This is a genomic window from Streptomyces sp. 35G-GA-8, assembly GCF_023534745.1.
Lineage (GTDB): Bacteria > Actinomycetota > Actinomycetes > Streptomycetales > Streptomycetaceae > Streptomyces.
This window is the reverse complement of record NZ_JAMHJQ010000012.1, coordinates 40,093-56,782: the sequence shown is the minus strand read 5'-3', so window position 1 is coordinate 56,782 and position 16,690 is coordinate 40,093. Positions and strand designations below refer to the sequence as shown.

The window sequence follows — 16,690 nt, the reverse complement described above, 5'->3', positions numbered from 1 at the left end:
GAAGGCAGTGTCCCGCTGCCGGTGGTCGATTTCCTTCAGCCACTCGCGGGAGATCCGGCGGTGGTTGACCTGCGAGCTGGATTCGGAGGCCCAGGTGAGTGCGGGCGGCGCAGGGGTAGGAACGAAGGACCTCGGCGGGGCGGGGCCATCACCGGGTTCAGCAAGCAGCCGAGTGTCGGTCAGTGCGTTACGGCCGGGGATGGGCACTGCGCCGACGCGGTCTCCGCAGGTCTGAAGACTGTGCTGCCGGTGTCATGTCACATGGAGACAGGCAGTTCGCGCAGGCTCCTGTTGCGGAGCGACGTAGTCCATCGCAACTTGCTGACGGGGCCGGCCAGCGACAGCTTGGGAAACCGGCACACCAGACTGGTCACGGCGATCTGGTTCTCCAGGCGGGCGAGGGAAGCGCCAGGGCAGTGATGGGGGCCGTGGCCGAAGGCGAGGTGCCCACGAGTATCGCGCCCCGGGTCGAAGGTCTCGGGCGCGACGAACCGGTCTGGATCGCGATTGGCCGAGGCCCATGCCAGCCAGACGCGTTCCCCCTTGCAGATGGCCGCGTCGCCGATCTGCATGTCCTGGGTGGCGAACCGCCGGACGGCCGGCATCGCCGAGGAGTTCCAGCGCAGCGCCTCTTCCGTCACCCGGTCCGTGGCCAACTTCCCGCTGCGCAGAGCGGCGAGGTGAGCTGGGTGGGTGAGGAGGGCCAGTACGGTGGTGGAGATCAGGCTGGCGGAGTTACGGTAGCCGCCGAAGAGGAGCAGGAGGGCCATGGCCACCAGCTCGGTCTTGCTCAGGCGGGGGCCGTCTTGATGGGTGTGTTCGTTGATGAGCGCGGACAGCAGGTCGTCGCCGGGAGCGTCGCGTTTGCGGTCGATGAGTGCGGCGAGGAAACGGTGCGTCTCCTTCATGGCTTGACGCGACTGCACAGCGGCGTCGGGTGCCGGGCTGAGCAGGGTGTCTGTCCAACTGCGGAAGTCCGGGCGGTCTTTCCCCGGGATGCCGAGCAGGTTGCTGATCACCGTGAGCGACAGGGGCATGGCCAGGTCGGCCACGATGTCCGCGTGGCCGCCGCGTGCGGTCAGTTGGTCCAGCAGGTGATCAGTGGCTGTCTGAACGGACTGCCTGAGCTGCTCGGTTCGCCGTTTTGTGAACGCGCTGTTGACCAGACCGCGGAGCCGGGTGTGGGCAGGGGGGTCGGTGTTGAGGAGGTGCGCGTTCAACTCGGGCGGTATCGAGTCACCGTGGCGGCCGGTGGTCCGCGCGTGGTCCTTGTTGACCGAGAGCCTGGGGTCCGCTGCCGACGTGCGTACGTTCTGGTAGCTGGTTATCAGCCAGACTGGTGCTCCGTCGGGGGCAAGAGCCCGCAGGGCTGCGGTTGTGCAGCGCAGGCCGGCGTACGAGAGGCGTGGGGATCAGCCTGGAAGGACTCGTCGAGGAGCACGGGGGGCCGGGTGCCGGGCATGGCGTGGTTGATTCCTCGTCGGCTCGAAGGTGATGTCGTCGGTGAGGCTTTGTGCCCGGCCGCGGCATTGCGGACGGCACTGGCCACGATGACAGGGTCAGCAAAGGGTATGGCGTTTGAGGCACCGTGCGTGAAGCAGCGAGCCGGATGATGTCCAAGTGGCAGGCGAACCAGGCTTCAAGGCGTCCTCCGCTCCTGCCGCAGTGAAGATCACCGAACCGAACTGACTGAAGGTTTCAAGATGAAGTCCGGGGCGGGCGTGCGTGTTGTGCACGCCCGGCCGAGTCGACGCTGGGAACACCGTGCCGGCTGCGCTCGTTCGTTTGGCTGTTGGGCCGTCCTGCGACAGGGAGAGCGATGTCGGACTCGGGGTTCCCGCCCGCGCAAGTGAGTGGCCGAGAAGCCAGTTGGTATCGCGGAGACTGCCACATCCACTCCGTGTACTCGGACGGCGAACTCACTCCTGAGCAGTTGGCCGCGGATGCTCGCACGGCGGGACTCGATTTCATTGCCACCACGGAGCACAACTCTGCGGACGCGCACGGCGCCTGGGGGCGCCATGCCACAGACGACTTCCTGATTCTCCTGGGTGAGGAGGTGACGACGAAGACAGGGCACTGGCTCGCGCTCGGCATCGCCCCGGGGCAGGTGATCGACTGGGACTACCGTGTGGGCGACGAACTCATCGATCGCTGCCTGGACCAGGTGCACGAATCCGGTGGGCTGTGCGTGGCCGCGCACCCGCATGCCCCCTACCCTTCAGGCAGCTTCATGTACCCGTACAAGGGTCTCGACGTGGTCGAGGTATGGAACGGGCTGTGGACGTCGGACCGGCCGTGGAACGCGGACAACGAGGCCGCCCTCGCCGAGTGGGGGCGGGGTATCGCGGAGGGGATCCACGCGGGGAGCTGGCGGCCCGCCATGGGTAACAGCGACACCCACCTTGAGGGTCAGATCGGCGTCCCGCACACTGTCGTGCTCGCCGAGGATCTGAGCACGCCGGCCATCCTCGCCGGAATCCGTGCGGGCCGCAGTTGGATCGCCGAATCGGCTGCCGTTGATTTGTCGCTCACGGCCGTCGCCGCCGGCCGCAACGCGGGGATCGGCGAACACCTGGCAACCCGCGGGGAACCCGTCACGGTGCGCGCGCACATCCGCGGTGTCCCATCGGCGGCCGTCAGCTTTCACACCGACCGAGGCAATGTCCATCGCGAGGTGCTGCGAGATTCCGGCGTGGGCACCGCCGAGTGGTATACGACATCGGAGGACTCGGCGTTCGTCCGAATCGAGGTACGCCATCCGCAGGGCTCTATGGCCGCTCTCACCAACCCGATCGTGTTGACCTGACCTCCGGATTGCCTCGACGGCTTGTGGAGGTGTCGAAGGCAGATGAGAGCGCAGGCCAGTTGGAGCACGCCCCCACGGGGGTCGGTGCGTCGTCCGTATCGGATGCGGAGCTGTTTGAACTGGTGCAGCCAGGCGGAGGCGCGCTCCACTACCCAGCGCACTTTGCTCAGCCCTGAGCCGTGGACGACGCCGCATCGGGCGGTCATCGCGGCTTGGACGGTGAGGTTGTTGCAGACGAGCCACGTCGACACGCCGGCTTCCCGGGCGACGGGGGAGAAGGTGGTGCGCTGTCCGGCCTTGACCAGGTCGCCCACAGCTGTGGCGGCACGGGTCGTCTTGGCCGCGCTGTCTTCCTGGCGAGCCCGGCGCAGCTGCTCGATCCGCGCATCGCGTGATCCTTCACTGGCGCTCACGGTTGCCGCCTCCGCACCCGGAAGAGATGTACGTATCATCGGGTCCGCCGGGCTGCTCGCACCGTACTGGTCCAGCCTCCGCGTTCGTGGCCGGTGCCGATCAGAGCATCCTGGACACCGTCGCAGCGCCGGTGTCCCGCCCCCGCGCTTGCCGTGTGCTGCGGCGTAGAGCGCCTGCGCAAGTAGCGATAACGCGAAGGCCTCCGCGCTTGCGTCGCTCTGTGCACGGGCACCGACGACCTGCTCCCAGGCGCCGGCGGTGCCTCCCGCCGGTCAGCGTGGCGCCGAGCGATCATGCTGGATCCGTATAAGCGGGTGATGAGGAGATTCTGCGGGCAGATTTGGATGCGTCACGCGCCGATTCTTGCCGCCTCGTCGGCATTCGAGCATGGGCCGGGGGTCCGGCGAAGACCGTCTGCTCCTCCGGACAAAGCGGATGGTGCGGATGGGTGCCCGCTCAGGCGTCCGGCTGAGCTGGGCCCGTGGCGGGTGGCCAGCTTCGCAGGGTCATGTCGGCCACCTGTTGGAGGACGTCGCGGGTGATGCCGCCGGCGGCCTGGACGGCGATGCCGTTCGCCATGGTCGTGAGGTGACGGGCGAGCAGGCCGGGATCGGCGTCGGGAGGCAGGTCGCCTTCGTCGACGGCTTGCTGGAAGCGGTCGCGGAGAAGTGAGACGTGCTCGTCGCGCCAGGCGGCGAGTGCGTCGCGGGCGTTGCTTCCCGGCTCACCGGCGGCGAGGGATCCCTGGACACCGAGGCACCCGGCGGGGCTGTCGTTGCCGGTGGTGGCGCGGACTGCGCCGTTGAGCAGCGCGGTGGCCACCTGACGGGCGGTCGGTTCCTTCAGGGCGCGGGCCCCGTATGAGGCGGGGCCTTCCGTGTAGCGCTCCAGGCACTTGCGGAACAGGTCCTCTTTGTTGCCGAAAGCCGCGTACATGCTGGTGCGGTTGATACCCATGGCGCCGGTCAGGTCGGTGAGGCTGGCGCCTTCGTAGCCCTGTTCCCAGAAGACCCGCATGGCGCGTTCGAGGGCTTCCTCGGTGTCGAATCCTCTCGGTCGGCCGATCGGCGCCTTCTGTCCCGTCTTCATGCCGACGATCGTACTCCTTCTGTACCGGTCGGTGCGAAAGGTGTTACGGTCTTATTCAGTACCGATCGGTACCGAATCTGTGGAGGTCTTGATCATGGGACAGCTCGAAGGCAAGACCGCCGTCGTCACCGGCGGCAGCAGCGGGATCGGCCTGGCCGCCGCCGTTCGACTGGCGGCCGAGGGCGCGCACGTGTTCATCACCGGCCGGCGCAAGACTCTGCTGGACGCGGCCGTCGAGACCATCGGCCCGGCGGCGGCCACCGCCGTGGTGGGCGACATCTCCAGCCTGGCCGACCTGGACCGGCTCTACGACACGATCCGAGCCCGGGGCCGCGGCCTGGACATCGTGTTCGCCAACGCCGGAACCGCGTCGTTCGCGACACTTGAACAAGTCACCGAGGAACACTTCGACGAGACCTTCGGCGTCAACGTACGGGGCACGCTGTTCACGGTGCAGAAGGCGCTGCCGCTGCTCAACGACGGCGCGTCGGTGATCCTCAACTCCTCGGTGCGCGCCGACGACGGTGTCGCGGCGTTCGGCACGTACGCGGCCTCCAAGGCGGCGATACGGTCCTTCGCCCGCACCTGGGCCAACGAGCTCAAGGATCGCGGCATCCGGGTCAACGCGATCTCCCCGGGCGCCATCGACACTCCTGCGGTCGACGCCGTGGCCGAGGCAGACGCGCCTGTCACCAAGGACCAGTTCGTCGCGGGTGTCCCGCTGGGCCGGATCGGGCGCCCAGACGAGGTCGCCGACGCGGTGGTCTTCCTCGCCTCCGGGCGGAGCAGCTTCATCCTCGGCGCCAACCTGTACGTCGACGGCGGCGAGAACCAGATCTGACATCGGCGTACGCGACCCGAATGACACAACCCGAGATCCAGAGCGACAGAGAGGCCATCATGTCCGACACCGACCTGCGCGAGTTTTTCCAGCGCTACATCGACGCACTCAACACTCACGACTTTCAGCGCATGACCGAATTCATTCACGACGAGCTCGTCATGAACGGCCAGCGGGTCACGCGGGACGACGTCATCGCCGAGCTGGAGGGGCACGGCGACGCGGTGCCGGACTTCACCTGGCGGGTCCAGGACCTCGCCGTCGAGGGTGATCGCGTGGCGGCCCGTCTGTTCAACAAGGGGACACCCGCGAAGGAGTGGTTCGGTCTGACCCCCACCGGCGCAACCGTCGAGTACGGCGAATACGCCTTCCACAAGGTCCGTGACGGGCGCTTCTACGAAATGAACTATCTGATCGACGCCCAGGCAGTTCAGCGACAGCTGGCCGGCTGACGATCAAGGCGGCCTTCGTCAGCATCTCTGAGAACCGTTCGCGCGCCGCGCACAGTCGGGTGGGCCCGCAGGCTCTCGGAGCTCCGGCCACTGCGCGAGACGCACCTGCACGCGGTCATGGTCGTGGCACGGACTACGACCATGACCGCGTGCCACTCCTCCCACGCCGTGGCTCTGCGCCAGGCCCGTGCGTCGGGCGCGGCGGGAGAGGCCGGGACGGCGGCTGCGGCCGCGCAGACGGCGCCGCTGGGGGAGGACCGCGAGGACCGCGCGAGGGGGAGAGGCAGGCCAGCGGTCTGGCGTCTCAGTCGATGTCGCCGGTCAGATCCGTTTTCCTCTCAACAGGTCCTGCCGTCCGGTGCGACTGAAGGTGGGATGCCCACGGCACGAGTGGACGTCCGGGCAGGCCGCCGGCCGACGGGACCGCAGGGTTCACGCACCACACGGCTATCGGAAAGGATGATCGTCATGACTGATGACCTCATCCAGTTCGTGCGTAGGAGACTCGACGCGGACGAGCACAACGTCGTGATGATCACGTCGCTTGCTCCCCCCGACACGGACGTGACCCTCGACAGCACGATCCCTATGATTGACATGGTTCGCGCTGTCACGGACCTCTACGCATCGGTTGCACACCGCGACACGCCAGCTGGCAACAGCAACAGCAAGGACTTCGAGGCTGGTTGGGCCGCTGGCCTTGGCATGGCAGTCAGACTTCTCGCTCAGAGCTACCACGACGCCCCGGACTATCGTGAGGAGTGGCGCCCGCGGGCGCTTCCGTAAGGAGAGCCCCTAATCCCGAAGCTTTCGGCGGCGCTGGACATCTCCTTGTGATCTCGCTGAGTCCCAGCGATTCTCCCTCCCACGGGCGGTTCACGGGCGTTCGGCCTGGTGGTGGTCGGCGAGTATGGCTTGCTCGAACCAGTACGGGCTGGCGCTCGGGAGGGCCGGTGGAGGTCGAGGAGCTGGGGCAGGCCGTCTTCGAGGTCGCGTACGCGTCGAAGGCCGAGCTGGACGCGACGGTCCGAAGGCGGGGCGCTGAGCTCCGTATCCCTTCGCGTGTCGGCCAGACCCGCACTGGACCGTGTTCCCCAGGACGGATCAGAAATGACAACCGGCTGGGTGGAGAGCGCCGACGCCGACCAGCGGCGCCAGGAGGTGCGACAGATCCTCCAAGCACTCGAAACACCCACTGATCACAAATGGTGACCGCTTCACGGAAGCTGTGTCAGAACCTGAGTTACGAGAGCACCTGTAGCTCAGAGTGGAGAGTGTCTTGGTCCACGGGAGAGTGATGTCGCCGAGTTTTTGAGAGCGCCTGGGTCCTTGCTTCGGGACCATCCTCAATGTTCACGGATTCTTGGCCACCACCAGCCACCCACCGTGAAGGCGTTCACCGGCCCGGGGTTCGGCAGAGTGCGACGTTCGCACTCATCGTCGATGCGGGCAATCAGGTGGCCGAGATCGCGGCTTCTGCCGTCAGTTTTCGGGGAGCCGCGACGGCGCGGGTTTCAGTCCGTCCAGGGTGAGGTCGAGGAGGCGTTCGGCCTGCTCTCGTTGCTCGGGCTTGGCCGAGGTGAGGGCGATACCAGCGAGGGCGGCGAACATGTCGGTCGGGCTGATGTCGGACCGGATCGTTCCGGCAGCGGTATTGGCGTCCATGAGGGAGGAGAGGGCGGCCTGAATCATCTTGTGACTGTCGGCGTAGGGATTCGTTCCCGAGCTGACCACGGCTCGCAGGGCATCGGCCATACCGAGTTTGGCGGTGGCGTAGTCAATGAAGCGGCGAGTCCAGGCCCGAAGGGCCTCAGGCGGCGACATCGCCGCAAGGAGGCCGGGGACGGCGTCGCACAGCCGGGCCACTTCGTTGCGGTACGCCGCCTCGATCAGAGCTTCCCTGGTCGGGAAGTTGCGGTAGAGGGTGCCGGTTCCCACGCCCGCTTCTCTGGCGATGCGCTCGAAGTGCGCATCCAGTCCCTCTTCAGTGAACACGCGTACCGCGGCGGCCAGGATCTTGTCCCGGTTCCGCTGTGCGTCAGCCCTCAGCGGGCGTCCTGCATCCCGGGTCATCAATGGCTCTCCCTTGTCTCCATTTGCTAAGTGGAGGGGCCGCCACTTAGTGTGAGTGAAGTGGCGGGGCCTCCACTTTCACTGTAGGGCATGGCCGCCCCGCCCCCACTCCTCTGCTCGAAGGACTGTTCATCATGTCGGGAATCGAAGGAAAAGTCGTGGCGATCACGGGCGCCAGCAGCGGCATCGGTGAGGCGACCGCGCTCCTGCTCGCCGAGCGCGGCGCGAAGATCGTCCTCGGGGCACGCCGTCCGGAGCGTCTTGAAGCCCTGGCCGCCCGCATCGAAAAGGCCGGCGGTGAAGCCGCCTGGGCCCGCACGGACGTGACCCGACACGAGGACCTTTCCGGCCTCGTCAAGCTGGCACGCGATCGATACGGCAAGCTCGACGTCCTCGTCAGCAATGCCGGGATCGGTCTGATCTCCCGGCTGGACGACCTGCGCGTCGAGGACTGGGAGGAGATGATCGACGTCAACCTCAAAGGGGTCCTGTACGGGATCGCCGCAGCTCTTCCCGTATTCCGGGAGCAGGGCTTCGGGCACTTCGTCAACACCGTGTCCACCGCCGGACTGCGCATCGTGCCGCTCCAATCGGTGTACGCCGGCACGAAGAACGCCGTGCGCACCATCTCCGAGGGCCTGCGCCAGGAGGCCGGCGACAGCCTCCGCGTCACCGTCGTCTCGCCCGGCGCCGTCCGCACGGACTTCGCAGAGCGCATGGATCCGGCTGTGAAGGACCAGATCGACAAGATGATGGAGATCGCTCTTTCGCCGGACGCGGTGGCCCGCGCCATCGCTTTCGCCATCGAACAGCCGGACGGTGTCGATGTAGGTGACATCGTTGTTCGCCCCACAGCCCAGGGATAGGCCTGCGCAGCGACGCCGCACCACACACACGTTCCTGTCGAACCCACGGGTACCCCAGCTGACAACACGGACCGACCCCCGAGTTCCTTCTGAACAAGCTTCAGTTCAGCTGAACTCACGAGCCTTTGTGCGACACCCCGTGAGTTCCCCTGAACCCGACTGAGTCCCCGACGCTGTGGCCCGGGGGTTCTTTCTCCTTCGGGTGCTCTGCCGCTCTGTGGCGTAACCCCGGGATTCGTGCAGCAATCATCTCCAGCCCATGGACCTGCGAGATCAGAACACCGGGATCCAGGACACGATCAGTTCCTCGGTGGTGGTGGGGCAGCAGGGGATCAGAGCGCAAAGATCATTCCGAGGCGGCTTTGGGCTGGCCTTGTCTGACCCTCTACCGCGCCCGAGCCGCGTCGGCCGCGTACGACGTGTCGTCAGCCCACTGCAGCAGGCCCGGGTGGACCTCGGGAACGTCGCAGGCCCGTAGAGTCGGCGGCGCGGTGCGGAACGCGCCGACCTCGCCGATCTCGGCCAGGATGCGGGCACCTGTCCTGACCGCGACCCCAGGCATGGAGGTCAGGACCTTCGCGAGAGGCTGGGCCTCCAGCAGTGCGGCGACCCGGGTTTCCATGACGCCGTTCTCCCTTGCGACCGCAACTGAGCCAACTCTCTGGAGCGGACACCCCGACACCCCGACGGTGATTCCTGATGCGCCAGGCGATTTCTACGGGCATCGTCTCGCTGTCGGCGGGGGCGGCGCTGTCCCGCACCGGCAACGCGCCGCGGTTCCTGTGAGGGCAAAGGCGCCTCGCATGCTTGCGACTTCGTGTCTGCTACTCCCAGGGGCAGGCTAGCTGTGGAGGGCATGGCCATACTCGGTCGCATGAACGACACAGCGCACGGCAAGTCCCTCCTCGGTGAGTTCCTGTCCACGCGTCGGGCGCAGTTGAAGCCGGCGGACGTGGAATTGCCGGACTACGGCGACCTGCGGCGGGTGCCGGGGCTGCGGCGTGAGGAACTGGCCCAGTTGGCCGGTGTCAGCGTGGCCTACTACATCCGGCTGGAACAGGGGCTGTCGCTCAACGCCTCGCCGCAGGTCCTCGACGCGTTGGCCACGGCTCTGCGGCTGGATGACGCGGAGCGGCGCCACCTGCACACCCTGTCCGGTGATGCCCGGCAGAGCCGCCGTCGGCTTCCCGCCGAGCGTGTCACCGCGGCGGTGCGCCAACTGGTCGATGCCTTCGGGGACTCACCCGTGGTCGTCCTCGGTCGACGCTCGGACATCCTGACGTGGAACCGCGCCGGGCATGCGTTGTTCGCCGGGCACTTGGCCCCGGACAGCCCGGATCGAGCGGCCACACGGCCCAACACCGCCCGGCTGGTATTCCTGGACGCCCATACGCGGGACCTGTACGTGGACTGGCCCAGGAAGGCACGGGACGTGGTGGGCAAGCTGCGGCAGGCGGTCGGCGAATATCCGAACGACCCGCAGCTGGCCTCCCTCATAGGGGAGTTGACCATGCGCAGCCCGCAGTTCGCCACGCTGTGGGCAGAGCACCGGGTGCGCGGCTGGGACATGGCCGAGTACCGGATGCGCCATCCGACGGTCGGGGAGCTGGACGTGCTGCAGCACTCGCTCCCGGTTCCCCGGGGGCAGGGGATCCGGGTGGTGGTGACGACAGCGGCGCCGGACTCCGCCGCCCAGACAGCACTGCGGTTGCTCAACCAGACCCTCCTGCCCGCCGCGGACAGGTCGGCAACTGCCCACCCCGCCGCCGACATCCACGCACGCGCCGTTCCTCCCGCGCACTCCTGATCCGGCCGTCCGACCGCCGCAACTCAGCCGCCCGCTCAGAGCGTTACGCCTGAGCATCACCCGGCAGCCCCCGGCCCGAGGCCGGCAGGGAGTGCCGTGGGGGCCTTGTCACGCGCGCCTTCCTGCCCGGCGATGACGCTGCGCACACGTTCGCCGTCGTGATGCGGGCGGAGCCGTTCCTGCCGGCTCTCGATGCCGGCCCCGTTCCGGGAGCGCTCAAGGAGACGTTCCGAGCGTCGGCCGCCGCCCTGGTGGCCGCCTTCGCGGGCCCGGGAGCGCTGGAGCGCACGGTGCGGGCCCCGATCGGTGAGGTGCCCGGCTCCGTCGCGCTGCATCTGTAGACCATCGAGCACCTGGTGCACGGCTGGGATCTGGCCCAGGCCATCGGCGAGAAAGCCCTGTTCGATCACGCCACGGTCGAGCGGGAGACCGAGTTCGCCCGGGGCCTGGTGGCGCAGCTGCCCTCCGGGCCGGGCGTTCGCGCCGTCCCGGATCGTTCCGGAAGACGCCCCCGCGATCGACCGGCTGGCCGCCCTGCTCGGACGCGACATCACCGCGTGACCCCCACGCAGCCCACCCGCAGTACACCCCCACCCCAACTCTCCCGAGGAACAGAGACGATGAAGAAGACGAAGCTGAAGATCGCCGTCGCCGGCGCGGCGCTTGTCGTTGCGGCGGCCACCGGTATGGCATTGGCCGCGAGCGGTTCCTCCGCCACATCCGGCTCCGAGCGGCCCCGGACCGAGCAGAGCACGCAGCAGAGCAAGCAGCAGAGCAAGCAGAGGACGCCCAGCGTCATCAAGGCCGACGGCCCGAATGTGTTCCCGCACTCGCTGGACTTCGACGCGCAGTCGAAGACGTTCTTCACCGGCTCGCTGAAGCAGGGCAAGGTCTACGCCGTCGGTCCGGACGGAAAGGTGCGCACCCATATCGATGATCCGGAACTGGTGTCGGCGCAGGCCGTCCTCGCCGACCGCGAGCGGGACCGCATCCTGGTCAGCAATGTGGACTACGGCACCGCCGACCGTTCCCGCAAGGAGGCCCCCTTCCGCATCGCCGGTGTGGGCAGCTACGACCTGGCCACCGGGAAGCAGGACTGGTGCGTCGATCTGACCGCGGTCGCCCTCGACGGCAAGCAGCACCTGATTTCTGACGTGACGGTGGGGCCCGACGGCACCGCCTACGCGGTCGACGAGCTGACCCCGACGGTGTTCCGTATCGACCGCGAGGGCCGCGCCTCGGTCTTCCTGCGGAGCGACCTGCTCCAGGGCAAGCTGGATATTCCCGACTTCCTGGACGGTGTGGGGATGGCAGCGGTGGAGTGGGTGAAGGGGAACCAGCTGATCACCGCCATGGCCGACGGATCCCTGGTGCGGGTGCCCGTCCAACATCCCGAACAGGCACAGAAGGTGAAGCTCTCCGCGCCGCTGGCGTCCCCCACGGCCGGCATGCGGCTCCTGAAGGACGGCTCGATCACGGCGGTCAGCAGCGGTCTCTTGTCCGGCAAGCCGGCCAGGATTCAGCGCGTGGAGCCCCGTGACGGCTGGAAGGAAGCCACGGTGACGGTCACCGACACCGTCGAGGATCCCGTCACCAGCGATGTGACCACGGGACCGGGCGGGACGACGTACGCGCTCAGCGGCGGGCTGGCGGCCCTCCTCGCGGGCAAGCCCAACGACGGGTTCACCCTGACCCCCGTCAAGACCGGCTGAACCGGCAGCCGTTCCCCCGAGCGACCTGTGGGCGCCGCGCCCGCGCCCACCCCCACCCCCACGCCCACGGCCCGTCCCGGAGCCGGCATCGTGCGGTAGCCCTCTCCTGCGTCCGGGCCGGCCTCTCCCGTGGGAGCCACGCGCAAGTGCGCTCTGCGGGGTGACGATCCGGGGCCGCCGAATCCGTAGCGTTTCCGTCGGCACGCGGCGTCCCGCACACCCATCCCGTTCCTCACCCGTCTACTTCCCCTTGTCTTCTTGGAGGCCCTCATGAACCGCACGCTCAAGGCAACCGCTGTGGCCGCGACATGCTGCGCCGTGGCCGGCGCGGGCACCATCGGCTACCGGAACGTCACCACCGCGGCACAGACGCATCGGGCATCCGACACGACCGCGCGGCACGACCACGAGGACTCGTTCTCCGGAACCAAGAAGATCCGTGTCGGAGGCCACTTGGTCAACGTCTCGTGCTCCGGCGGCTGGGCACACCGTCAGCCGGTCGTCGTCCTGATGGCCGGAGGGGGCGACGGGCTGGATACGATGGCCGACCTGCAGAAGACCTTGAGCGAGAAGGCCAGGGTCTGCTCCTACGACCGGCTCGGCGAGGGCAGCCACCGGCCCGGCGGCCGAACTGCGGGACCGGACCATCGCGGTGAACAAGGGGCAGAACCCGGAGAAGTTCCTCATCGCCGACGCGAAGGTCCGCTCCGCCGGGAACATCCCTGTGCAGATCATCAAGCACGAGTCCCAGTACGCAGAGGTCCCCGACTACGGGCCCGCGCTGGAGCAGATGTGGACCGAAGGCCAGCACCAATGGCTCGCGCTCTCCAGCCGCAGCAGCATCAGCACCGCCGCCCGAAGCGGCCACTACATCCACGTCGACCGCCCCGACATCGCCGTCAACGCCATCCAGCGAGTGACCACACAGGCCACACACCGGTAGCGGGCCGGACTCTCAGCGTCGAACTGGATCACGGGATGTGCCGAAAGCGACCCGGATCGTATGGTCGTCGATGTCGAGGTCGAGCTGGATGGAATCGCCACCAGTGACGTGCCAGGCAGCCGAGTCCCGGCCGTCGACGGTGACCGAGACCTCGACGGGTACGGGGAGCCGGTCAATGGTGAGAGTGGTGGGTGTGCCCCGCCGGGACGGGGTGGCGGCCGTGGTCTCGATGTCGAGGACGCCGTCGGCCATGTTGTTGCGGGCGCGACGGATTCCGAGGGCGGGGTAGTCGACGCCACTGAGCCGCGGTTCCGACGTCGTGGCGGGCAGGGGTTCGTTGAAGATCCGCCACCAGGCTCCCGGGGTGCCGCTCTCGACCAGCATCAGGATGGCGTTGGTCTGTCCGCGGGGCCAGGTGGAGTCGTAGCCGAACCAGAATCCGAAACGGTCGTTCTCCTCGCCGAAGAACTGGGGCTGGTATTCCCGTTCGACGTATTCCCGGACGCGGTCCTCGGTGGCGGTGTCCCCTGTCTCGTGTGCCATCCACAGGGCCGTGCTGAGGTGGTTGGGGTCGGCCCGGAGCCTGCCCAGCGGGAGATCGGGGTCGGACCAGCCGAGCCGCCGCATCGCCAACTCGTAAATCCACAGGGAGAATTCGCGGTCCTGCGGATACATGTACAGCAGGCAGGGGAACACCCCGTGGGCCACGGAAGGGCCGGGCAGTGAGTGGAGGCGCTGCTCGATCGGGTCGTAGTAGAGGGCGAAGGTGCTCAGCTCTCCGGAGCGGGTCAGGCTCATGTAGTGCCGGCGGACGTAGTCGAACCAGCGCGGGACCGGCTCGCTCAGGGTGGTTCCGAGCTGCGCGTCGTAGAGCTTGAGCCCGAGGCCGGTGGCGCTGACGCAGAACGGCCAGATCTTCGTGTTCTCGCAGTGCGGGCCCTGCGGGCGGCTGCGGAACTGGGCGGAGATGAATTCGGCGATCCGCGCGTGCGTCCAGGTGAACCGGCGGTTCTGGTATCCGGTGATCTCGAACGGCCGGTGCTCGGTGGCCTCTCCGGAGACGTAACGGCGGATGCCGAGGACCAGGTTCAGCCAGCCCCGGTAGAAGACGTTCCCGTCGGCGCCGCACGGGTCGGGCTGCAGCCCCCACGGCTCGATCCCGTTTCCGGTCCAGCCCGGTAGCGGGTAGCGGCCGCGCAGCGGTTCGGGGATGAACGCCTGCCATGCGGGGGGATAGCGGTCCGCACCGGGGTCGGGACCGATCAGCGTGCACCAGTCGACCGCGCCCCAGAACGACGTGTAGCGGCGGACGAGTTCGTCCGCGATGCGGGTGTAGACCTCGCGCCAGGCCGGGGTCGATTCGAGCAGGACCGGAAGGACGTAGGCCATGTTGTGGACGTCGAACCGGGGGAAGGAGCACATGGGCGGCGCGGTGTAGCGGTCCCACCAGGGGAGGGGTTCGCCCTGGTCGCTCCAGTCGTCCGGGGTGGTCGCCTTGTCCCAGATGTAGCGCAGCCAGCCCAGGGCGCGGTCGTTGAGTGCGGGTGCGGGTGTCGCCGTCCTGGGGGTCACGGTGTGGGCGCTCATCATGGCTCCCGCAACGGTTCCCCGTTGGTCCCCTGGACGATCCACAGCTTGGCCCGTGCCTGCCAGCCGCCGGTCCACTGCGGATCCAGTCGCCGCACCGCCGGCTCGACGGTGATCTTCTCGACGCCGTTGGCGGCCGGGTCGTGTGCCACGTAGGCGCCCGGGAGGGCACGCCGGGGAGGGTCGGCTCCGCCGATCGGCACCACTTTCCGGACCAGGCCGCGGAACCACATCAACAGCAGATGGTTCCCCTCGACGCGGACGGTTCCGTCGACGCGGTCGCGCATGATGGCGTCGACGGCATCCGGTGAGACCAGGTCACGGAGTGCGTGAGCGCTGCCGCTGAAACGGACGGCGAAGTCGGGCGCCGCGGCCCGGCCGGCCGAGGTGGCGACGAGGCGGCGCTGTCCGTCGAAGTCCCAGTGGCGCCCGGGACCGTCGTCGGCGGAGATCTCGACCGTGAGATCGCGCGTGATCTGGGACCGGAGCGCCGGGCTGCACCGCGCTGCCAGCACCAGCCCGTGCCCGAGCCACCACAGCAGCACCCGCAGCCCTGTGACGGCCGCCGCGTGTGCGGCTCGCCGCTGCCTGTACACCCGGCCGGTCGCGCCCATCACGGAGCCTTTTCCTCGCCCGCGCCGGACAGGAAGCTGTGCACCAGGGCGGCGAACTCCTCGGGCCACTGCCAGAGAAAGCCGTGTCCGGAGTCGGGGTAGATCCGGACGCGTGCGTTGGGCAGGTGATCGGCCAGCAGCCAGGTGTTCGGCGTCGGGATCATGATGTCGTTGTCACCATTGGCGACCAGCACCGGGTGGGTGATCCCGGTGAGGCGGTCCAGCTGGGCCGGGTCGGGGATGCCCCATTCTGTGATGGCGTCCATCTGGGCGTCGCGGGCCTGCAGGCCGGCGGGCTTGTCCCGGTCCTCGGTCCGCGAGTCGCGCCGCTCCAGGAACTCCCGGCCCTTTTGCTGGCTGGTGGGAGTGACTTCGAAGAACAGGGAGAGCAGGTCCTCGGGATGGTTGTCGGCGACGTTGGCGAGGGCCTGGACGTCGTTGATCCAGCCGTGCATCAGCACACCGCTGCGTGGCCCGGTGCCGGCCAGCACGAGCCGGCGGACGAGTTGGGGACGGATCAGGGTGAGTTCCTGTGCGACCATCCCGCCGATGGAGAACCCGAGCAGGTCGATCCTGGGCAGCCCGAGCGCCTCGACGAAGGTGATGGCGTCACGGGCCATGCCGGTGATCGTGTTCGGTACGGTCCCGGTCGACAGGCCGACACCGGCGTTGTCGACCGGGATGACCTCCCGGTGGGCGGCGAGGGAGCCGAGCAGCAGCGGATCCCAGTTGTCCAGGTTGCCGCGGAAGTGCTGCAGCATCACCAGCGGCAGCACGTCGTCGGAGGCGGTGCCGAACCGCCGGTAGGCGTACGTGACCCCGTTGGCACCCTCGACGAACTGATTCGGGGCGGTCAGCGCGATGTCGCTGCTGGACATGATCGATCAACTCTTCCGTCTCGGTCGCTTCTGGGGTCTCGCGACGCACGGGCAGGCGCGCGGTACGGCGCACGGGCAGGCACGCGGTACGGCGCACGGGCAGGTACGCGGTACGGCGGGGAGGAGGGGACAGGCGGCCACGGCCAGGAGCACCACAGCTCGCCACGGCTTCGCCGGCTGACCGGGACCGGGTGTGCTCGTGCCTGATCCGGCGCCGTCGCGTCGTGCCCGAATGCTGTGCCGAAAGGGGGGCGAGAACCTGCCCTCGCACGGGCCGACCCCCTCGCCTCACGGAGCGGGGATGAGCGACATCGCCTCGAACCGGCACACAAATCAAGCCTAGGACGCCGCATGTCACGTCGCATCTTGCGTCCGAGGGACGCCCCTCGTGTACGCCCCCAGGGGGCCTGAATACCGCCCGCCCAGGCGATGACGTAGATCAAGTCGAGGAGGATCCGGTGCTTCGTTCTCAGACGACATCGGCCGGCCACAATCGCCTCCTCCGTGTCAACTTCCTTCGCGTTCACGGCAGATGGCGGCGCTGGCAACAGGGATCTCGGCCATCGGGACGAGGGAGAACAGGCCAGGCTGCCGCACTTTCGGCC

The 16,690-nt window shown here is 68.2% G+C and carries 16 protein-coding genes and 2 pseudogenes; 10 read left to right on the top strand and 8 right to left on the bottom strand.

The window, feature by feature from the left end; all coding sequences use genetic code 11:
- Positions 1 to 257: 257 nt before the first annotated feature.
- Entirely contained in the window at positions 258 to 1,220 is a 963-nt protein-coding gene (locus tag M1203_RS26495) for a cytochrome P450 (RefSeq protein WP_249952323.1), read from the bottom strand.
- Positions 1,221 to 1,819: 599 nt separating this feature from the next.
- Between M1203_RS26495 and M1203_RS26490 the strand changes: the two genes are divergently transcribed.
- Positions 1,820 to 2,809, top strand: coding sequence for a CehA/McbA family metallohydrolase (locus tag M1203_RS26490; protein WP_283959058.1), 990 nt, complete (start codon positions 1,820 to 1,822; stop codon positions 2,807 to 2,809).
- A 26-nt stretch (positions 2,810 to 2,835) separates the two neighbouring features.
- Here M1203_RS26490 and M1203_RS26485 read toward each other — a convergent pair.
- Positions 2,836 to 3,009: pseudogene (locus tag M1203_RS26485) on the bottom strand (IS5/IS1182 family transposase); the annotation flags it as partial.
- 670 nt (positions 3,010 to 3,679) lie between these two features.
- Positions 3,680 to 4,312 (bottom strand): TetR/AcrR family transcriptional regulator, encoded by a 633-nt coding sequence (locus tag M1203_RS26480; RefSeq protein WP_249952321.1) that lies wholly within the window; start codon positions 4,310 to 4,312, stop codon positions 3,680 to 3,682.
- 94 nt (positions 4,313 to 4,406) lie between these two features.
- On the opposite strand from M1203_RS26480, the gene M1203_RS26475 reads away from it, so the two are divergent.
- From M1203_RS26475 to M1203_RS26465, 3 genes are all read left to right on the top strand, one after another.
- Positions 4,407 to 5,153, top strand: a complete 747-nt coding sequence (locus M1203_RS26475; protein ID WP_249952320.1) for an SDR family NAD(P)-dependent oxidoreductase — start codon at positions 4,407 to 4,409, stop codon at positions 5,151 to 5,153.
- 59 nt (positions 5,154 to 5,212) lie between these two features.
- Entirely contained in the window at positions 5,213 to 5,605 is a 393-nt protein-coding gene (locus M1203_RS26470; RefSeq protein ID WP_249952319.1) for an ester cyclase, read from the top strand.
- Positions 5,606 to 6,073: 468 nt separating this feature from the next.
- Complete coding sequence (locus tag M1203_RS26465; RefSeq protein ID WP_249952318.1) at positions 6,074 to 6,391, top strand: DUF6221 family protein; 318 nt, start codon at positions 6,074 to 6,076, stop codon at positions 6,389 to 6,391.
- A gap of 696 nt (positions 6,392 to 7,087) precedes the next feature.
- On the opposite strand, the gene M1203_RS26460 is transcribed toward M1203_RS26465, so the two are convergent.
- The gene (locus tag M1203_RS26460; protein WP_249952317.1) at positions 7,088 to 7,678 is read right to left on the bottom strand and encodes a TetR/AcrR family transcriptional regulator; all 591 of its coding nucleotides are present in this window, start codon (positions 7,676 to 7,678) and stop codon (positions 7,088 to 7,090) included.
- 134 nt (positions 7,679 to 7,812) lie between these two features.
- Between M1203_RS26460 and M1203_RS26455 the strand changes: the two genes are divergently transcribed.
- Complete coding sequence (locus M1203_RS26455) at positions 7,813 to 8,544, top strand: SDR family oxidoreductase (protein ID WP_249952316.1); 732 nt, start codon at positions 7,813 to 7,815, stop codon at positions 8,542 to 8,544.
- Positions 8,545 to 8,929: 385 nt separating this feature from the next.
- On the opposite strand, the pseudogene M1203_RS39280 reads toward M1203_RS26455, so the two are convergent.
- Positions 8,930 to 9,139 (bottom strand): annotated as a pseudogene (locus M1203_RS39280) (transposase); the annotation flags it as partial.
- Between the two features lie 279 nt (positions 9,140 to 9,418).
- Here M1203_RS39280 and M1203_RS26445 point away from each other — a divergent pair.
- The 4 genes from M1203_RS26445 (at position 9,419) to M1203_RS39080 (ending at position 13,006) form a co-directional block, all read left to right on the top strand.
- The gene (locus M1203_RS26445; protein WP_249952315.1) at positions 9,419 to 10,351 is read left to right on the top strand and encodes a helix-turn-helix domain-containing protein; all 933 of its coding nucleotides are present in this window, start codon (positions 9,419 to 9,421) and stop codon (positions 10,349 to 10,351) included.
- Positions 10,352 to 10,509: 158 nt separating this feature from the next.
- Positions 10,510 to 10,692: a hypothetical protein gene (locus tag M1203_RS26440; RefSeq protein ID WP_249952314.1), complete on the top strand. Its 183-nt coding sequence runs from the start codon at positions 10,510 to 10,512 to the stop codon at positions 10,690 to 10,692.
- A 279-nt stretch (positions 10,693 to 10,971) separates the two neighbouring features.
- On the top strand, positions 10,972 to 12,063 hold the full coding sequence (locus M1203_RS26435; protein WP_249952313.1) for a hypothetical protein: 1,092 nt from the start codon (positions 10,972 to 10,974) through the stop codon (positions 12,061 to 12,063).
- 652 nt (positions 12,064 to 12,715) lie between these two features.
- The gene (locus tag M1203_RS39080; RefSeq protein ID WP_308404907.1) at positions 12,716 to 13,006 is read left to right on the top strand and encodes a hypothetical protein; all 291 of its coding nucleotides are present in this window, start codon (positions 12,716 to 12,718) and stop codon (positions 13,004 to 13,006) included.
- A gap of 12 nt (positions 13,007 to 13,018) precedes the next feature.
- Here M1203_RS39080 and M1203_RS26425 read toward each other — a convergent pair whose 3' ends face one another.
- The 3 genes from M1203_RS26425 to M1203_RS26415 are packed head-to-tail and all read right to left on the bottom strand — an operon-like array spanning position 13,019 to position 16,085.
- The gene (locus M1203_RS26425) at positions 13,019 to 14,593 is read right to left on the bottom strand and encodes a hypothetical protein (protein WP_249952312.1); all 1,575 of its coding nucleotides are present in this window, start codon (positions 14,591 to 14,593) and stop codon (positions 13,019 to 13,021) included.
- Positions 14,593 to 15,210, bottom strand: coding sequence for a hypothetical protein (locus M1203_RS26420; RefSeq protein ID WP_249952311.1), 618 nt, complete (start codon positions 15,208 to 15,210; stop codon positions 14,593 to 14,595). Before M1203_RS26420 ends, M1203_RS26425 begins: the two co-directional genes overlap by 1 nt.
- Positions 15,207 to 16,085, bottom strand: a complete 879-nt coding sequence (locus M1203_RS26415; protein ID WP_249952310.1) for an alpha/beta fold hydrolase — start codon at positions 16,083 to 16,085, stop codon at positions 15,207 to 15,209. Before M1203_RS26415 ends, M1203_RS26420 begins: the two co-directional genes overlap by 4 nt.
- On the opposite strand from M1203_RS26415, the gene M1203_RS26410 reads away from it, so the two are divergent.
- A complete protein-coding gene (locus M1203_RS26410; protein WP_249952309.1) occupies positions 16,084 to 16,266 on the top strand; it encodes a hypothetical protein in 183 nt (60 codons plus the stop codon). The genes M1203_RS26415 and M1203_RS26410 overlap by 2 nt on opposite strands.
- Positions 16,267 to 16,690 lie beyond the last annotated feature (424 nt).